General features: G+C 60.1%; 13 protein-coding genes. 3 read left to right on the forward strand and 10 right to left on the reverse strand.

Features of this window, described 5'->3' with window-relative positions; all coding sequences use genetic code 11:
- Positions 1–5: 5 nt before the first annotated feature.
- The gene (locus ACOYXG_RS25575; protein ID WP_007967993.1) at positions 6–1,364 is read right to left on the reverse strand and encodes a glutamine synthetase family protein; all 1,359 of its coding nucleotides are present in this window, start codon (positions 1,362–1,364) and stop codon (positions 6–8) included.
- 729 nt (positions 1,365–2,093) lie between these two features.
- Between ACOYXG_RS25575 and ACOYXG_RS25580 the strand changes: the two genes are divergently transcribed.
- Together ACOYXG_RS25580 and ACOYXG_RS25585 are read left to right on the forward strand one after the other, a co-directional pair.
- Complete coding sequence (locus ACOYXG_RS25580; RefSeq protein ID WP_003229254.1) at positions 2,094–3,470, forward strand: glutamine synthetase family protein; 1,377 nt, start codon at positions 2,094–2,096, stop codon at positions 3,468–3,470.
- 248 nt (positions 3,471–3,718) lie between these two features.
- On the forward strand, positions 3,719–4,351 hold the full coding sequence (locus tag ACOYXG_RS25585) for a TetR/AcrR family transcriptional regulator (RefSeq protein ID WP_027610513.1): 633 nt from the start codon (positions 3,719–3,721) through the stop codon (positions 4,349–4,351).
- Between the two features lie 161 nt (positions 4,352–4,512).
- Here the strand turns inward: ACOYXG_RS25585 and ACOYXG_RS25590 are convergent, their stop codons facing one another.
- The 8 genes from ACOYXG_RS25590 to ACOYXG_RS25625 form a co-directional block, all read right to left on the reverse strand.
- Complete coding sequence (locus ACOYXG_RS25590; protein WP_007967989.1) at positions 4,513–4,728, reverse strand: TOBE domain-containing protein; 216 nt, start codon at positions 4,726–4,728, stop codon at positions 4,513–4,515.
- Positions 4,729–4,761: 33 nt separating this feature from the next.
- Positions 4,762–5,568, reverse strand: coding sequence for an aliphatic sulfonates ABC transporter ATP-binding protein (gene ssuB, locus ACOYXG_RS25595; RefSeq protein WP_027610512.1), 807 nt, complete (start codon positions 5,566–5,568; stop codon positions 4,762–4,764).
- Positions 5,565–6,347, reverse strand: coding sequence for an aliphatic sulfonate ABC transporter permease SsuC (gene ssuC, locus ACOYXG_RS25600; RefSeq protein ID WP_096797601.1), 783 nt, complete (start codon positions 6,345–6,347; stop codon positions 5,565–5,567). The genes ssuB and ssuC overlap by 4 nt, the downstream gene beginning before the upstream one ends.
- A gap of 8 nt (positions 6,348–6,355) precedes the next feature.
- On the reverse strand, positions 6,356–7,504 hold the full coding sequence (gene ssuD, locus ACOYXG_RS25605; RefSeq protein ID WP_027610510.1) for an FMNH2-dependent alkanesulfonate monooxygenase: 1,149 nt from the start codon (positions 7,502–7,504) through the stop codon (positions 6,356–6,358).
- A gap of 26 nt (positions 7,505–7,530) precedes the next feature.
- A complete protein-coding gene (locus ACOYXG_RS25610; RefSeq protein WP_027610509.1) occupies positions 7,531–8,511 on the reverse strand; it encodes a sulfonate ABC transporter substrate-binding protein in 981 nt (326 codons plus the stop codon).
- 89 nt (positions 8,512–8,600) lie between these two features.
- Positions 8,601–9,194 carry an NADPH-dependent FMN reductase gene (gene ssuE / locus ACOYXG_RS25615; RefSeq protein WP_096797603.1) on the reverse strand — a complete coding sequence of 198 codons (594 nt, stop codon included), beginning with the start codon at positions 9,192–9,194 and terminating at the stop codon, positions 8,601–8,603.
- A gap of 331 nt (positions 9,195–9,525) precedes the next feature.
- Entirely contained in the window at positions 9,526–10,164 is a 639-nt protein-coding gene (locus tag ACOYXG_RS25620) for a peroxiredoxin (protein ID WP_096797604.1), read from the reverse strand.
- A gap of 296 nt (positions 10,165–10,460) precedes the next feature.
- On the reverse strand, positions 10,461–11,816 hold the full coding sequence (locus ACOYXG_RS25625; RefSeq protein ID WP_460354701.1) for an OprD family porin: 1,356 nt from the start codon (positions 11,814–11,816) through the stop codon (positions 10,461–10,463).
- A 364-nt stretch (positions 11,817–12,180) separates the two neighbouring features.
- Between ACOYXG_RS25625 and tauA the strand changes: the two genes are divergently transcribed.
- On the forward strand, positions 12,181–13,176 hold the full coding sequence (gene tauA, locus ACOYXG_RS25630) for a taurine ABC transporter substrate-binding protein (RefSeq protein WP_460354704.1): 996 nt from the start codon (positions 12,181–12,183) through the stop codon (positions 13,174–13,176).
- A 124-nt stretch (positions 13,177–13,300) separates the two neighbouring features.
- Here tauA and argA read toward each other — a convergent pair whose 3' ends face one another.
- Positions 13,301–14,599 (reverse strand): amino-acid N-acetyltransferase, encoded by a 1,299-nt coding sequence (gene argA / locus ACOYXG_RS25635; RefSeq protein WP_007967974.1) that lies wholly within the window; start codon positions 14,597–14,599, stop codon positions 13,301–13,303.
- Positions 14,600–14,848: the final 249 nt, after the last annotated feature.

The following is a 14,848-nucleotide window of genomic DNA, read 5'->3' on the forward strand; positions in this document are numbered from 1 at the left end:
GCGTATCAGACGGCGAAGAGCAGGTACTCACGCTCCCAGGAACTGATCACGCGCTTGAAGTTTTCATGCTCGGCCCGCTTGACCGCGACGTAGCCGGTGATGAAGGTCTTGCCCAGGTATTTCTCGATGGTCGCGCTGTTTTCCATACGCTCCAGCGCGTCCTCGATGGTCAGCGGCAGGCGCAGGTTGCGGCGTTCATAGCCACGACCGACCACTGGCGCGCTCGGGTTGAGGCCCTCGACCATGCCGATGTAACCGCAAAGCAGGCTCGCGGCAATCGCCAGGTACGGGTTGGCGTCGGCGCCCGGCAGGCGGTTTTCCACCCGACGGTTCTGCGGCCCGGCATCCGGTACGCGCAGGCCCACGGTGCGGTTTTCTTCGCCCCACTCCACGTTCACCGGCGCCGAAGTGTCCGGCAGGAAGCGGCGGAACGAGTTGACGTTGGGGGCGAACAGCGGGAGCAATTCCGGGATCAGTTTCTGCAGGCCACCGATGTGGTGCAGGAACAGCTGGCTCATGGTCCCGTCTTCATTAGAGAACACGTTCTTGCCGGTCTCGATGTCGATGATGCTCTGGTGCAAGTGCATCGCACTGCCCGGCTCGCCGGTCATCGGCTTGGCCATGAAGGTTGCGGCCACGTCATGCTTGAGCGCGGCTTCGCGCATGGTGCGCTTGAACACCAAGATCTGATCGGCCAGCGACAGTGCATCGCCGTGACGGAAGTTGATTTCCATCTGTGCCGTGCCGTCTTCGTGGATCAGCGTGTCGAGGTCCAGCTCCTGCAGTTCGCACCAGTCGTAGACGTCTTCGAACAGCGGGTCGAATTCGTTCGCCGCTTCGATCGAGAACGACTGACGACCGATTTCCGGACGTCCCGAGCGGCCGATTGGCGGCTGCAGCGGATAGTCGGGGTCGTCACTGCGCTTGGTCAGGTAGAACTCCATCTCCGGCGCCACGATCGGCTGCCAGCCCTTGTCGGCATAGAGCTTGAGGACTTTCTTGAGGACGTTGCGCGGCGACAGCTCAATCGGGTTGCCTTGCTTGTCGTAGGTGTCGTGGATCACCTGGGCAGTCGGCTCGATGGCCCATGGCACCAAGTACACGGCGTTCTGGTCGGGGCGGCAGATCATGTCGATGTCGGCCGGGTCGAGCAGTTCGTAATAGATGTCGTCTTCGACGTAGTCGCCGGTCACGGTCTGCAACAGCACGCTTTCCGGCAGGCGCATGCCCTTCTCGGCGATGAACTTGTTGGTCGGCGAGATCTTGCCCCGGGTGATACCGGTCAAGTCGCCGATCATGCATTCGACTTCTGTGATCTTGTGGTCTTTCAACCAATCGGTGAGCTGGTCGAGGTTGTTACTCATAAATGCCTCTGGGCTGAGTCTCCTGACATCGTGTCAGGCAAAGTTGACGCCGTGGCGTCGCGTTAAAGGGGGCTTGCTTGCGCGCAGTACCGGCTTACGCCTGGCACCGCGCATAGACAATGAAAGAGGAGCTTACCTGCCCTTTACGCTGGCGTTGCATTTCCTGTGCACATTCAAGGCGTGCAGAATCATGAGCACGGCTTTGGAAGCGGCACAGGCTTTGGGACTCAAAGGGATCTATATTGGAAGGAGACGCCATAAACAGGATGCTGTCCCGTGCGTCCAGAATATCGGACGTTGCCGTTGGGCCTGATGCGCACGAGAACCTCGTCGACCCGCCACGAGCCATGCTGGCCGCGTCACGGACGGATTTGTCGCCACTGATGTGATGAGCATGCAGACCGGACTGTTGCGAGCAGTCGGTGATGCCGATTAACGGCAGGCGAGACATGAAGCACCCCGGTATTATTGCTGTTATGGGTTTGGTCGGAGCTTAGCCTTGTTCATTTTTTTACACAACACCCCCGTAAAAAATACAACACGGCCTGCTCAAGCCCGCGGGTGCCAAGCGTCCCCAAGACAAAAAACTGCCCCAAAGTGCCCCATAAATGCCCTCGCAGCGCTTTTTTAGGGCAAAAAAGGCCTCGCTTGACTTCGGCAGGCCGTTCGGGTTGACTGAAACCAGAAAAGATCAATGATTGATATTTTTAACAACAAAGGTGTTGCATCATGTCGGTACCCCCGCGTGCCGTTCAGCTTAACGAAGCGAACGCGTTCCTTAAGGAACATCCTGAGGTTCTGTACGTTGACCTTCTGATTGCGGATATGAATGGTGTGGTGCGCGGCAAGCGCATCGAACGCACCAGCCTCCACAAGGTTTACGAGAAAGGCATCAACCTGCCGGCCTCCCTATTTGCTCTGGATATCAATGGCTCTACGGTGGAAAGCACCGGCCTGGGTCTGGACATCGGCGACGCCGACCGGATCTGCTATCCAATCCCCGATACCCTGTGCAACGAGCCATGGCAGAAGCGCCCTACCGCGCAACTGTTGATGACCATGCACGAACTCGAAGGCGACCCGTTCTTCGCCGATCCGCGCGAAGTGCTCCGTCAAGTTGTTGCAAAGTTTGACGAGCTGGGCTTGACCATCTGCGCAGCCTTCGAGCTGGAGTTCTACCTGATCGACCAGGAAAACGTGAACGGCCGCCCTCAGCCGCCACGCTCGCCGATCTCCGGCAAACGCCCGCACTCGACTCAGGTCTACCTGATCGACGACCTCGACGAATACGTCGACTGCCTCCAGGACATTCTGGAAGGCGCCAAAGAGCAAGGCATCCCGGCCGACGCCATCGTCAAGGAAAGTGCCCCGGCGCAGTTCGAAGTGAACCTGCACCACGTCGCCGACCCGATCAAGGCGTGCGACTACGCAGTCCTGCTCAAGCGTCTGATCAAGAACATCGCCTACGACCATGAAATGGACACCACCTTCATGGCCAAGCCGTACCCAGGCCAGGCGGGTAACGGTCTGCATGTCCACATCTCGGTGCTCGACAAAGATGGCAAGAACATCTTTGCAAGCGAGGATCCCGAGCAGAACGCCGCGCTGCGTCACGCGATCGGCGGTGTGCTCGAGACCCTGCCGGCGCAGATGGCTTTCCTCTGCCCGAACGTCAACTCGTACCGTCGCTTCGGCGCGCAGTTCTATGTGCCGAACTCGCCGTGCTGGGGCCTGGACAACCGCACTGTGGCGATCCGCGTACCGACCGGTTCTGCCGATGCCGTGCGTATCGAACACCGCGTGGCCGGCGCCGACGCCAACCCGTACCTGCTGATGGCTTCGGTCCTGGCCGGTGTGCATCACGGTCTGGTGAACAAGATCGAACCGGGCGCTCCGGTCGAAGGCAACAGCTACGAGCAGAACGAACAAAGCCTGCCGAACAACTTGCGCGATGCCCTGCGCGAGCTGGACGACAGCGAAGTGATGGCCAAGTACATCGATCCGAAATACATCGATATCTTCGTCGCCTGCAAGGAAAGCGAGCTGGAGGAGTTCGAACACTCCATCTCCGACCTTGAGTACAACTGGTATCTGCATACCGTGTAAACGGATTGCAATCAGATAAAACGCCGTCGGCTGTCGTAGCCCGCGGCGTTTTTTTATGGCCCGATTTTGATCTGAATGGCCGCCTGCGGCGGTTCGGGAGCAAGCCCCCTCCCACAGGGGGCCTCAGCGAATGGGGATCGTTTGTACGCAGAAGATCAACTGTGGGAGGGGGCTTGCTCCCGAAGGCGTCCTGGCAGACAACACACGGCGCGGCTCGTACAATGCCCGCTGCCCCGCAGGAGACTTCCATGACGCGTCCCGCCCCCGTCCGCAAACCCCGTGCCCGCAGCCAGGCGCGGATCGACTCGATACTCGAAGCCGCGCGTACGCTGCTGGCCGCCGAGGGTGTGGCCAGTCTGTCGATCTACAGCGTCGCCGAACGCGCGCAGATTCCGCCGTCATCCGTGTATCACTTCTTCGCCAGCGTCCCGGCACTGCTCGAAGCGCTGACCGCCGACGTGCATGCGGCGTTTCGCGCCTGCCTGCAAGCGCCGATCGACCACGACGCCCTGCGCGACTGGCGTGACCTGTCGCGGCTGGTCGAAGAGCGGATGCTGGAGATCTACGACGAAGACGCGGCGGCCCGCCAGTTGATCCTCGCCCAGCACGGCCTGACCGAAGTGACCCAGGCGGACCGCCAGCACGACATCGAACTCGGCGACCTGATGCACAAGCTGTTCGACCATCACTTCGAATTGCCGCGCCTGCCCAGCGATGTCGATGTGTTCGCGCTGGCGATGGAACTGGGTGACCGCGTGTATGCGCGCTCGGTGCAGCAGCACGGGCAGATCACACCGCGCATGGCCGAGGAAGGGATGCGGGTGTTTGATGCCTATATCGGGCTGTATCTGCCGCCTTATCTGCCCAAAAGAATTCTCTAGCGTCTTTACCGGCCTCTTCGCGAGCAGGCTCGCTCCCACATTTGGAAAGCGGTTCCCTGTGGGAGCGAGCCTGCTCGCGAAGGCCGCACCGCGAACTTCAAGACAGACACAAAAAACCCCGAAGGGCTCACGCCTTTCGGGGTTGTTTTTTACTCACCGGCTTACAACTTGGCGATCGACACCTCGGTGGATTTCACGAAGGCGATCACTTCGCTGCCCACCGCCAGTTCCAGCTCCTTGACCGAGCGGGTGGTGATCACCGAAGTGACGATGCCGGACGCGGTTTGCACGTCGATTTCTGACAGCACGTCGCCGAGAACGATCTCCTTGATCGAGCCTTTGAACTGGTTGCGCACGTTGATGGCTTTGATAGTCATGGCTTTGATTCCTGTCGTTGGATGTAGCTTGAGTTATTGCGCCCAACGCAATTGCGTAGGCAGTGGTGAAACAGGTTCCGGCTCCGGCGGTTCGCCGGGCAGGGACAGAACACGGTTGAGCACTTCGGTTTCCAGCGCCGCCAGTCGATGCGATCCGCGCACTCGCGGGCGTGGCAGCTCCACTTGCAAGTCGAGGCCGACTTCGCCGTCCTCGATCAGAATCACCCGGTCGGCAATCGCCACCGCTTCGCTGACGTCATGGGTCACCAGCAGCACGGTGAAGCCATGCTTCTGCCAGAGGCGTTCGATCAGTTGCTGCATCTCGATCCGGGTCAGCGCATCCAGCGCACCCAGCGGCTCGTCGAGCAACAGCAGGCGCGGCTGGTGAATCAGCGCCCGGGCCAGCGCCACACGCTGCTTCTGCCCGCCGGACAAAGCGGCCGGCCACTCGTTGGCGCGATCGGCCAGACCCACCGCTTCCAGCGCCTCCAGAGCTTGCGGGCGCCAGTCGCCTTTAAGGCCGAGGCCGACGTTGTCGATGATCTTTTTCCACGGCAGCAACCGGGCTTCCTGGAACATCAGCCGGGTGTCTTCCCGCGCATCGCTCAGCGGCGCGGCGCCGGCCAGCAGGTCGCCGCCAGTCGGTTGGTCGAGGCCGGCGAGCAAGCGCAGGAAGGTGCTCTTGCCGCACCCGCTGCGTCCGACCACGGCGACGAATTGCCCCGCCGGAATGTGCAGGTCGATGTCGCGCAGCACTTGCCGCGTACCAAAGGTTTTCTGCAGGTTGCGCACCACCAGCGGAATCCCGCGCAGCAGGCGTGGAGGTTGTTGAGCGGTCATGCCGCACCTCCCTTGGCCACCTGATAGGCCGGATGCCAGCGCAGCCACACCCGCTCAAGAGCACGGGCGGCGAGATCAGCAAGCTTGCCGAGTACCGCGTAAAGCAGGATCGCCAGCACCACCACGTCGGTCTGCAAAAACTCGCGGGCATTCATCGCCAGATAACCGATGCCGGAGCTGGCGGAAATGGTTTCGGCAACGATCAGCGTCAGCCACATGAAGCCCAGCGCAAAGCGCACACCGACCAGAATCGAAGGCAGTGCCCCCGGCAGAATCACCTGCCAGAACAAACTGAAACCGGACAGGCCATAACTGCGCGCCATCTCCACCAACGCCGGATCGACGTTGCGGATGCCGTGATAGGTGTTGAGGTAGATCGGGAACAACGTGCCCAATGCGACCAGGAAAATCTTCGCCGACTCGTCGATGCCGAACCACAGAATTACCAACGGAATCAGCGCCAGGTGCGGCACGTTGCGGATCATCTGCACCGAGCTGTCGAGCAGGCGTTCGCCCCACTTCGACAGGCCAGTGATGAAGCCCAGCACCAGACCGATGCTGCCGCCGATGGTGAAACCGAGTGCCGCGCGCCAGCCGCTGATTGCCAGGTGCGTCCAGATCTCGCCGCTGCGCACCAGGCTGACACCGGCCTCGATCACCGCCACCGGTGCCGGCAGAATCCGCGTCGACAACCAACCGGCTGACACCGACAACTGCCACACCGCCAGCAGGAGCACCGGCAACGCCCAGGGCGCGAGGCTGTGGATAAATTTGTTCATGGCGCGCCTCAGCTCTGCGACGCGGCTTTGGGAAGAATATCGTTGGCCACCATCTCGCCGAACGGGCTGACATAACCGGCGCTTTTCGGCAGTTCCGGACGCTCGATGTCGAGGTGCGGGAACAGCAGTTCAGCGACGCGGTACGATTCTTCGAGGTGTGGATAACCGGAGAAGATGAAGGTGTCGATACCCAGATCCGCGTACTCCTTCACGCGGGCGGCCACGGTTGGACCATCGCCGACCAGCGCAGTACCGGCACCGCCACGCACCAGGCCGACACCCGCCCACAGGTTGGGGCTGACTTCGAGGTTGTCGCGACTGCCGCCGTGCAGCGCGGCCATGCGTTGTTGACCGACCGAGTCGAAGCGCGCCAGCGATGCTTGCGCACGTTTGATGGTGTCGTCGTCCAGATGCGAAATCAGCCGGTCTGCCGCTTGCCAGGCTTCGGCGTTGGTTTCGCGCACGATCACATGCAGACGAATGCCGAAGCGCACGGTACGCCCGAGCCTGGCGGCTTTGGCGCGCACTTGTTCGATCTTCTCGGCCACCGCGGCTGGCGGCTCGCCCCAGGTCAGCACCATCTCGACCTGTTCGGCAGCCAGATCCTGTGCCGCTTCGGAGGAGCCACCGAAGTACAGCGGCGGACGCGGTTGCTGGATCGGCGGATAGAGCAGTTTGGCGCCCTTCACGCTGATGTGTTCGCCGTCGTAATCGACGGTTTCACCTTCCAGCACCCGACGCCAGATCCGGGTGAATTCCACCGAGGCTTGATAACGCTCCTCGTGGTTGAGAAACAGACCATCACCGGCCAACTCTTCCGGATCGCCACCGGTCACCAGGTTGAACAGCGCACGACCGCCGGACAGACGATCCAGCGTCGCTGCCTGCCGCGCCGCCACCGTCGGGGAAATGATCCCGGGGCGCAGGGCGACTAGGAATTTCAGACGCTGAGTTACCGGGATCAGCGACGCGGCGACCAGCCACGAGTCTTCGCAGGAACGGCCGGTGGGAATCAGCACGCCGCCAAAGCCCAGACGATCCGCCGCTTGCGCGACCTGTTGCAGATAACCGTGGTCAACGGCGCGGGCGCGTTCGGCGGTGCCAAGGTAATGGCCGTCGCCGTGGGTAGGCAGGAACCAGAAAATGTTGAGGCTCATGGAGTGGTCTCCTTGGGGGATTCGATTTACTGGGTTTGGCTAACCGAGCTTTGGGCCACAGCGGCCGGTGGTGTCCAGATCACATCCTTGATGCTCAACGGCTTGGGAATCAGCTTGAGCTGGTAGAAGGTGTCGGCGATTTTCTGTTGTGCGGCGACCACGTCCGGGGTCAGGAACAGCGCACCGTAGCCCTGGCGTTTCACCGAGGTCAGGGTGATGTCCGCCGGCAGGCCGAGCAGCGGCGCGACCTGCTGGGTCACGTCTTCAGGGTTGGCTTTGGACCACTCGCCGACAGCGCGCACTTCTTCGACGAGGGTCTTGATCACCTCGGGATTTTTCTGCGCGTAAGGTTTGGTCGCGAGGTAGAACTGATGGTTGTCGACGATGCCTTTGCCGTCACGCAGGGTGTGCGCTTGCAGCTGTTTCTCGGCAGCGGCCTGGTACGGATCCCAGATTACCCAGGCATCGACGCTGCCACGCTCGAACGCGGCGCGGGCATCGGCCGGCGGCAGGAACACGGTCTGGATATCGGAGTATTTGAGACCGGCATCTTCCAATGCGCGAACCAGCAGGTAGTGCACGTTGGAGCCTTTGTTCAGGGCGACTTTCTTGCCCTTGAGATCCGCTACCGATTTGATTGGCGAATCCTTCGGTACGAGGATCGCTTCGCTGTTCGGCGCTGGCGGTTCGTAAGCGACGTAGAGCAGATCAGCGCCGGCAGCCTGGGCAAACACTGGCGGAGTCTCACCGGTCACGCCGAAGTCGATCGAGCCGACGTTCAGGCCTTCGAGCAGTTGCGGGCCGCCGGGGAATTCAGTCCATTGCACGTCCACGCCTTGTGCGGCCAGACGCTTTTCCAGAGTGCCTTTGGCCTTGAGCAGCACCAGCGTGCCGTACTTCTGATAACCGATCCGCAATGTCTCGGCTTGAGCTTGAGTAATGGCGCCGAAGGACACAGCCGCAGCAAACAGAGCGACCAGACCACGACGCAAAAATACAGTGCGCATAGCGCTCTCCTTTTTGCTGTTGGGTTTTGGCTGCACCTGCTTGGCCGTTAGCGGCTGAGTAAGGTGAGTGGAGCAAATTCGGGTGAAGCTCAAATGCTCCAGCGAGCACTCAATAAACGTTCATTCAACAGGCCCGGCTCCAGCGGTTTCGGCCGGCGGGCCATGGCACTGACAAATTGATCCAGTGCTTCATGCAGACGCTGTTCCAGCGCTGGCGCCAGTTGCGCCTGGGCGCTGCCTTCGCCGTAAGCGATCTGGCTGTCCTCGGCGAAAATGCCCTGGAGCATTTCCTGGGCTTTCAATGCCGACAGCACGGGCTTGAGCGCGTAATCGACCACCAGCATGTGGGCGATGCTGCCGCCGGTGGCCATCGGCAGAACAATCTTGTGGTTCAAGGCGCGTTCGGGCAGCAGATCGAGTACGGTCTTCAGCGCCCCGGAAAACGACGCCTTGTACACCGGCGTGGCGATCAGCAGACCGTCAGCGTTTTCAATCTGCGCCAGCAGGTCGAGCACCTTCGGGCTGTCGAAGCGGGCGTGGAGCAAATCTTCGGCCGGGAAGTCCCGCACCTGATAACTCACCACTTCCACCCCTTGCGCCTGCAACCAGCGTTGCGAGCGCTCAAGCAACACTCCTGAGCGGGAGCGCTGGCTAGGACTGCCACCGAGTGAGACGACCAGCATTCAGACAATTCCTTAAGCGTTACAGGCGATTCGCGGGTTGCGATCTCGCTTCGATGGGAGTGACCTTACCAGCTGATTTATATATCCATAAATCATATTTATTCATTTGGTTATGCGTTTAAGAGATATGCGATTTGCTTTGTTCCGGGCAAAAAAACAGGCCGTGAAAACGGCCTGAAATCCCCTGCTTTGTGGTTCTGGATTCTCAATTCTGTGTTGCCTGGACTGGCGTCTTCGCGAGCAAGCCCGCTCCCACAGGGGAACGCATTTCAAATATAGGAGTGAGCCTGCTCGCAATGACGGTGGTGGCTACACCGCCAATCTCACTGATTCACTTATTCGGCTGCGGCGTCAGGCGCAGGTATGGCTTCACAGCACGATAGCCTTTGGGGAAGCGCCGCTTGATCTCTTCCTCATCCTTGAGCGACGGCACGATCACCACCTCTTCACCGTCCTGCCAGTTGGCCGGGGTGGCCACTTTGTAGTTATCGGTGAGTTGCAGCGAATCGATCACCCGCAGAATCTCGTGGAAGTTGCGCCCGGTGCTCGCCGGGTAGGTGATGGTCAGGCGGATCTTCTTGTTCGGGTCGATGACGAACAGCGAACGCACGGTCAGGGTGTCGTTGGCGTTCGGATGGATCAGGTCATAGAGGTCGGAAACCTTGCGATCGGCATCGGCCAGGATCGGGAAGTTGACGATCGTGTTCTGGGTTTCGTTGATGTCCTCGATCCACTTGTGGTGCGAGTCCACCGGGTCGACCGACAGCGCGATGGCTTTGACGTCGCGCTTGGCGAACTCATCCTTGAGCTTGGCGGTGAAGCCCAGCTCGGTGGTGCATACCGGGGTGAAGTCCGCCGGGTGGGAGAACAGCACGCCCCAGCTATCGCCCAGCCACTCGTGGAAACGAATCTTGCCGGCGCTGGAATCCTGTTCGAAGTCGGGGGCGATGTCGCCGAGTCTGAGGCTCATGGTGCTGCTCCTGATGAGTTGTTGGAGAACTCAACTGTAGCTCGGGATTCGACATCATGAAAAAGAATAAATAAGCAGATATTTAGAATTTAAATGAATATTAAACATCGTTCACTGGACGCTCGCCCGCATCGCGACGAACATCGCCCTCAAGGTTCGAGAAGGCCTTGAGTAGCTGCAAAAGAGGGAATTTCGGAACAGGCTTACGGGGGTGAGCCTGACCCGAAAATGCAAAAGCCCCGACCGGCGCGATGCCGGACGGGGCTTTTTTTACATCAGCGAATCGAGACGCGCTATTACAGCAGCGGAATCGAGTAGCTGAGGATCAGGCGGTTTTCGTCCTGGTCACGAACACCAGCGATGTTGGTACGCCAGGTAGCGTTTTTCCACATGAAGCCAACGTTTTTCAACGGGCCTTCCGGCACGACGTAACCGATGGTCAGGTCGCGTTCCCACTCGGAGTCACCATTGCCGTTTTCACGACCAGCGGCGTTTACGGTGTCGATGTTGTCGCCACGCAGGTAAACCATACCGGCGGTCAGGCCTGGTACGCCGACTTTGGCGAAATCGTACGAGTAGCGAGCTTGCCAGGTACGTTCACCTGCACGACCGAACTTCTGGATCTGCATATCGGTGATGGTGTAGTTCGACGAGCCGTCGCCCTGGTTCAGCCAAGGGAAGTCGCTGCTGCCGTTGGAAACCTGGTAGCCGCCACCGAAGGTGTGACCTTCAACGGTGTACAGGAACAGGCCGCTGTACAGATTGTTGTCGACTTTACCGCGACCGCTGGCAACGCCGCTGTAGTTGCCGCTGCTGTAGTAAGCAGGCGTGTTGCCGTTGGCACCGTCGTCAGAGCTGTTGAAGTAACGGAAATCGGACTTCAGCACGCCCGGGCCGATTGCCCAGTTGTGAACCAGACCCAGGAAGTGTTGCTTGTAGAAATCTTCCAGGTTGCCGTAGTAGTACTGGGCAGTCAGGTCTTTGGTGATTTTGTAGTCACCACCGGCGTAGATGAACTTGTTGCTGTTAACGGTACGCGGTGCCGCGCCATTGATGGACAGCGACTCCGTGTTGCTGGAGTTACGGCCTTTGGCGTGTTCGATCTGACCACCGACCAGGGTCAGGTCCTTGATGTCGCCGGATGTGATCTGGCCACCCTGCCAGGTTTGTGGCAGCAGGCGACCGTCGTTAGTCACGATGACCGGGTTCTTCGGCTGCAGGGTACCCAGCTTCAGTTCAGTCTGGGAAATCTTGGCTTTGGCAGTCAGGCCCAGGCTGGAGAAGTTATCAACCGCTTCACCATTGGATTCGCTTGGGAAAACAGTGCCGCCGTAAGCGGTACCAGGTCGGCCATTAGAAGCAACGTTGCCGTTGGTGCCGCCGCCCGAATCCAGACGTACGCCCAGCAGGCCGATGGCGTCGATACCGAAACCGACGGTGCCTTGGGTGTAGCCGGAAATGAATCGCAGATCGAAGCCTTGGCCCCACTCTTCGTTGCGACTTGGCTCGGCAGTACCGCTACGGTTGTCAGTGTTGATGTAGAAGTTGCGCAAGCCCAGAGTGGCTTTGCTGTCTTCGATGAAACCGGCGGCGCCTGCCTGCTGCGCCATAACCCCTACGGCCACAGCCAGGGCCAAGGTGGACTTGTTCATGTAAAGCTCCTCTCGTTTCTAATTCTTGTGTTCCTGGCCCGGGGTCTGATGCCCTGGATCCTAAGATGCGCGATTAGCGCCAGACCGTGACTGACAAGTCAATCGTAACCTTGTGTGTCTACGACCAAGGTCTAATCGCAGTGATTTGGTCCGTGCAGAGTAAAGATTTCCTGATAAACCCAAAAAGAATTTATTCATTCTTTTTCATATCATTCGGGAATATGGCCACTATCTCGCCATCCTCGCCCGGATACAACGTATCGGCGACTAAGCTCATTCCTAAATGGTATTTGTTAGCCTTTTTTTATATCGATTAGCTTTGGCGCAACCCCAATTCGTCAAACCCTATCGAAAAGGCGACGCCATGATGGCTAAACGCGCACTATCTAGTCAATTTGTTACAGTTTGTGTGTCGGCGCTGATTTGTTTTTCCGCGCAGGCTGCCAACCTCACCATCGGTTATCAAACCGGGATCGACCCCAGCAAAGTCCCCCAGGCCGACGGTACTTACGAAACAACCATCGGCCAGAAGATCGACTGGCGACGCTTCAATAGTGGCCCGGAAGTTGTGACAGCCATTGCCTCCGGCGATGTGCAGATCGGCAACCTCGGTTCCAGCCCGTTGGCCGCCGCGGCTTCGCGAAACCTGCCGATTGTTGCCTTTATTGTTTCGGCGCAGATCAATGCCGCCGAAGCCTTGGTGGTGCGCAATGGCAGCGGGATCAACACCCCGCAGGACCTGGTCGGCAAGACCATCGCCACGCCCTTTGTTTCCACCTCCCACTACAGCTTGCTCGGCGCACTCAAGCACTGGGGTCTGGACACCAGCAAAGTCAAAGTGGTGAACCTGCAGCCGGCGGAAATCGCAGCAGCCTGGAAGCGTGGGGATATCGATGGCGCGTTCGTCTGGTCGCCGGCGCTGGGGGAAATCCGCAAGACCGGCAAGACCCTGACCGATGCCGCTCAAGTCGGCCAATGGGGCGCACCGACCTTCGAAGTCTGGGTCGCGCGCAAGGATTACGCCGAGAAGCATCCTGACGTCGTCGCGAAGTTTGCCAAAGTCACGCTGGATTCATTTGCCGATTACGCAGCGCATAAAGACAGCTGGACGGCTGACTCGGCGCCGGTTCAGAAAATCGCCAAACTGACCGGTGCCAATGCCGCCGATGTACCGGAACTGCTGGCCGGTTCAGCCTTCCCGGATGCCAAGGCACAGCAATCCACCGCACTGCTGGACGGCGGCACGGCCAAGGCGATTGGTGAGACGGCGAAGTTTTTGAAGGAACAAGGCAAGGTCGAGACGGTGCTGCCGGACTACTCGCCGTACGTCAGTGCGAAGTTTGTAACCGAAAACAATTGAATAGGTGGCGAGGGGATTCATCCCCGATGGACTGCGCAGCAGTCCACTGCTTTTGCTGAAGCGGGGGCCGCTGCGCGGCCCATCGGGGATGAATCCCCTCGCCACAAAAGTCCTTCGCTAATCTTCAGAGGGTCTTTTCGAAGATCTTCGAGTTACGCTGATAGTTGTACAGCGACGCCCGTGCCGCCGGCAGACGCTCGACGCTGCTAGGTTCGAACCCGCGCTCGCGGAACCAGTGCGCGGTACGGGTGGTAAGAACGAACAGAGTCTTCAACCCTTGCGCCCGGGCACGGGTCTCGATGCGCTCCAGCAGCTCATCGCCGCGACCACCGTGACGGTACTCCGGATTCACCGCCAGGCACGCCAGCTCACCGGCATCCGAATCGGCAATCTGGTACAGCGCCGCACAGGCGATGATCATCCCTTCGCGCTCGACCACGCTGAACTGCTCGATCTCGCGCTCCAGCACCTCGCGCGAACGACGTACCAGAATCCCCTGCTCTTCCAGCGGACTGATCAAATCGAGCAAACCACCGACGTCTTCAATCGCCGCCTCGCGCACCAGCTCGAATTGCTCTTGCGCGACCAGTGTGCCGCCACCGTCGCGGGTGAACAGTTCGGTCAGCAGCGCACCGTCTTCGGCATAACTGACGATATGGCTGCGCGCCACGCCGCCACGGCAAGCCTCGGCGGCGGCATCCAGCAGCTCCGCCTGATAGTTGTTGCCCAGACGCGCCAGATGCGCCGGCACCTGTTGCGGACGCAGTTCGCGCACCAGTTTGCCGTTCTCGTCGATCAGACCGAGGTCGGCGCCGAACAGCAGCAGCTTGTCGGCACCGAGGTCGATGGCGGCGCGGGTGGCGACGTCTTCGCAGGCGAGGTTGAAGATTTCCCCGGTCGGCGAGTAGCCCAGCGGCGACAGCAGCACGATCGAACGCTCGTCGAGCAGACGATTGATGCCTTTGCGATCGACCCGGCGCACTTCACCGGTGTGGTGATAGTCGACGCCTTCGAGCACGCCGATCGGCCGCGCGGTCACAAGGTTGCCGCTGGCCACCCGCAAGCGCGAGCCCTGCATCGGCGACGAGGCCATGTCCATCGACAGCCGCGCTTCGATAGCGATACGCAGCTGACCGACCGCGTCGATCACGCACTCCAGCGTCGCCGCATCAGTGATGCGCATGCCGTGGTGGTAGTGCGGGGTCAGGCCGCGCGCAGCGAGGCGGGTTTCAATCTGCGGGCGCGAACCGTGGACCAGCACCAGGCGCACGCCGAGGCTGTGCAACAGCACGAGGTCGTGGACGATGTTGCCGAAGTTCGGATGCTCCACGCCGTCGCCGGGCAGCATGACGACGAAGGTGCAGTCGCGGTGGGCATTGATGTAAGGGGACGCGTGACGAAGCCAATTGACGTATTCGGGCATGAACCTGGGCCTGTAATAAATAGCAGCCGAAAAAAGGGCGAAACGGAAAACGCACAGCGGGCTGATGGTTATCGTCGGAACAGGCTTGGCGACACGCGCGCTCTCCTCATGAATACGGGTTGGGGTGCTGGCAATTTACAGCGTTTGATCGGATAAAACACCGTCCCCCCTGTGGGAGCGGGCTTGCTCGCGAAGACGGTGGGTCAGTCGACATCGATGTACCTGATACAGCGCTTTCGCGAGCAAGCC

This window comes from Pseudomonas sp. G3-39, from assembly GCF_054790485.1.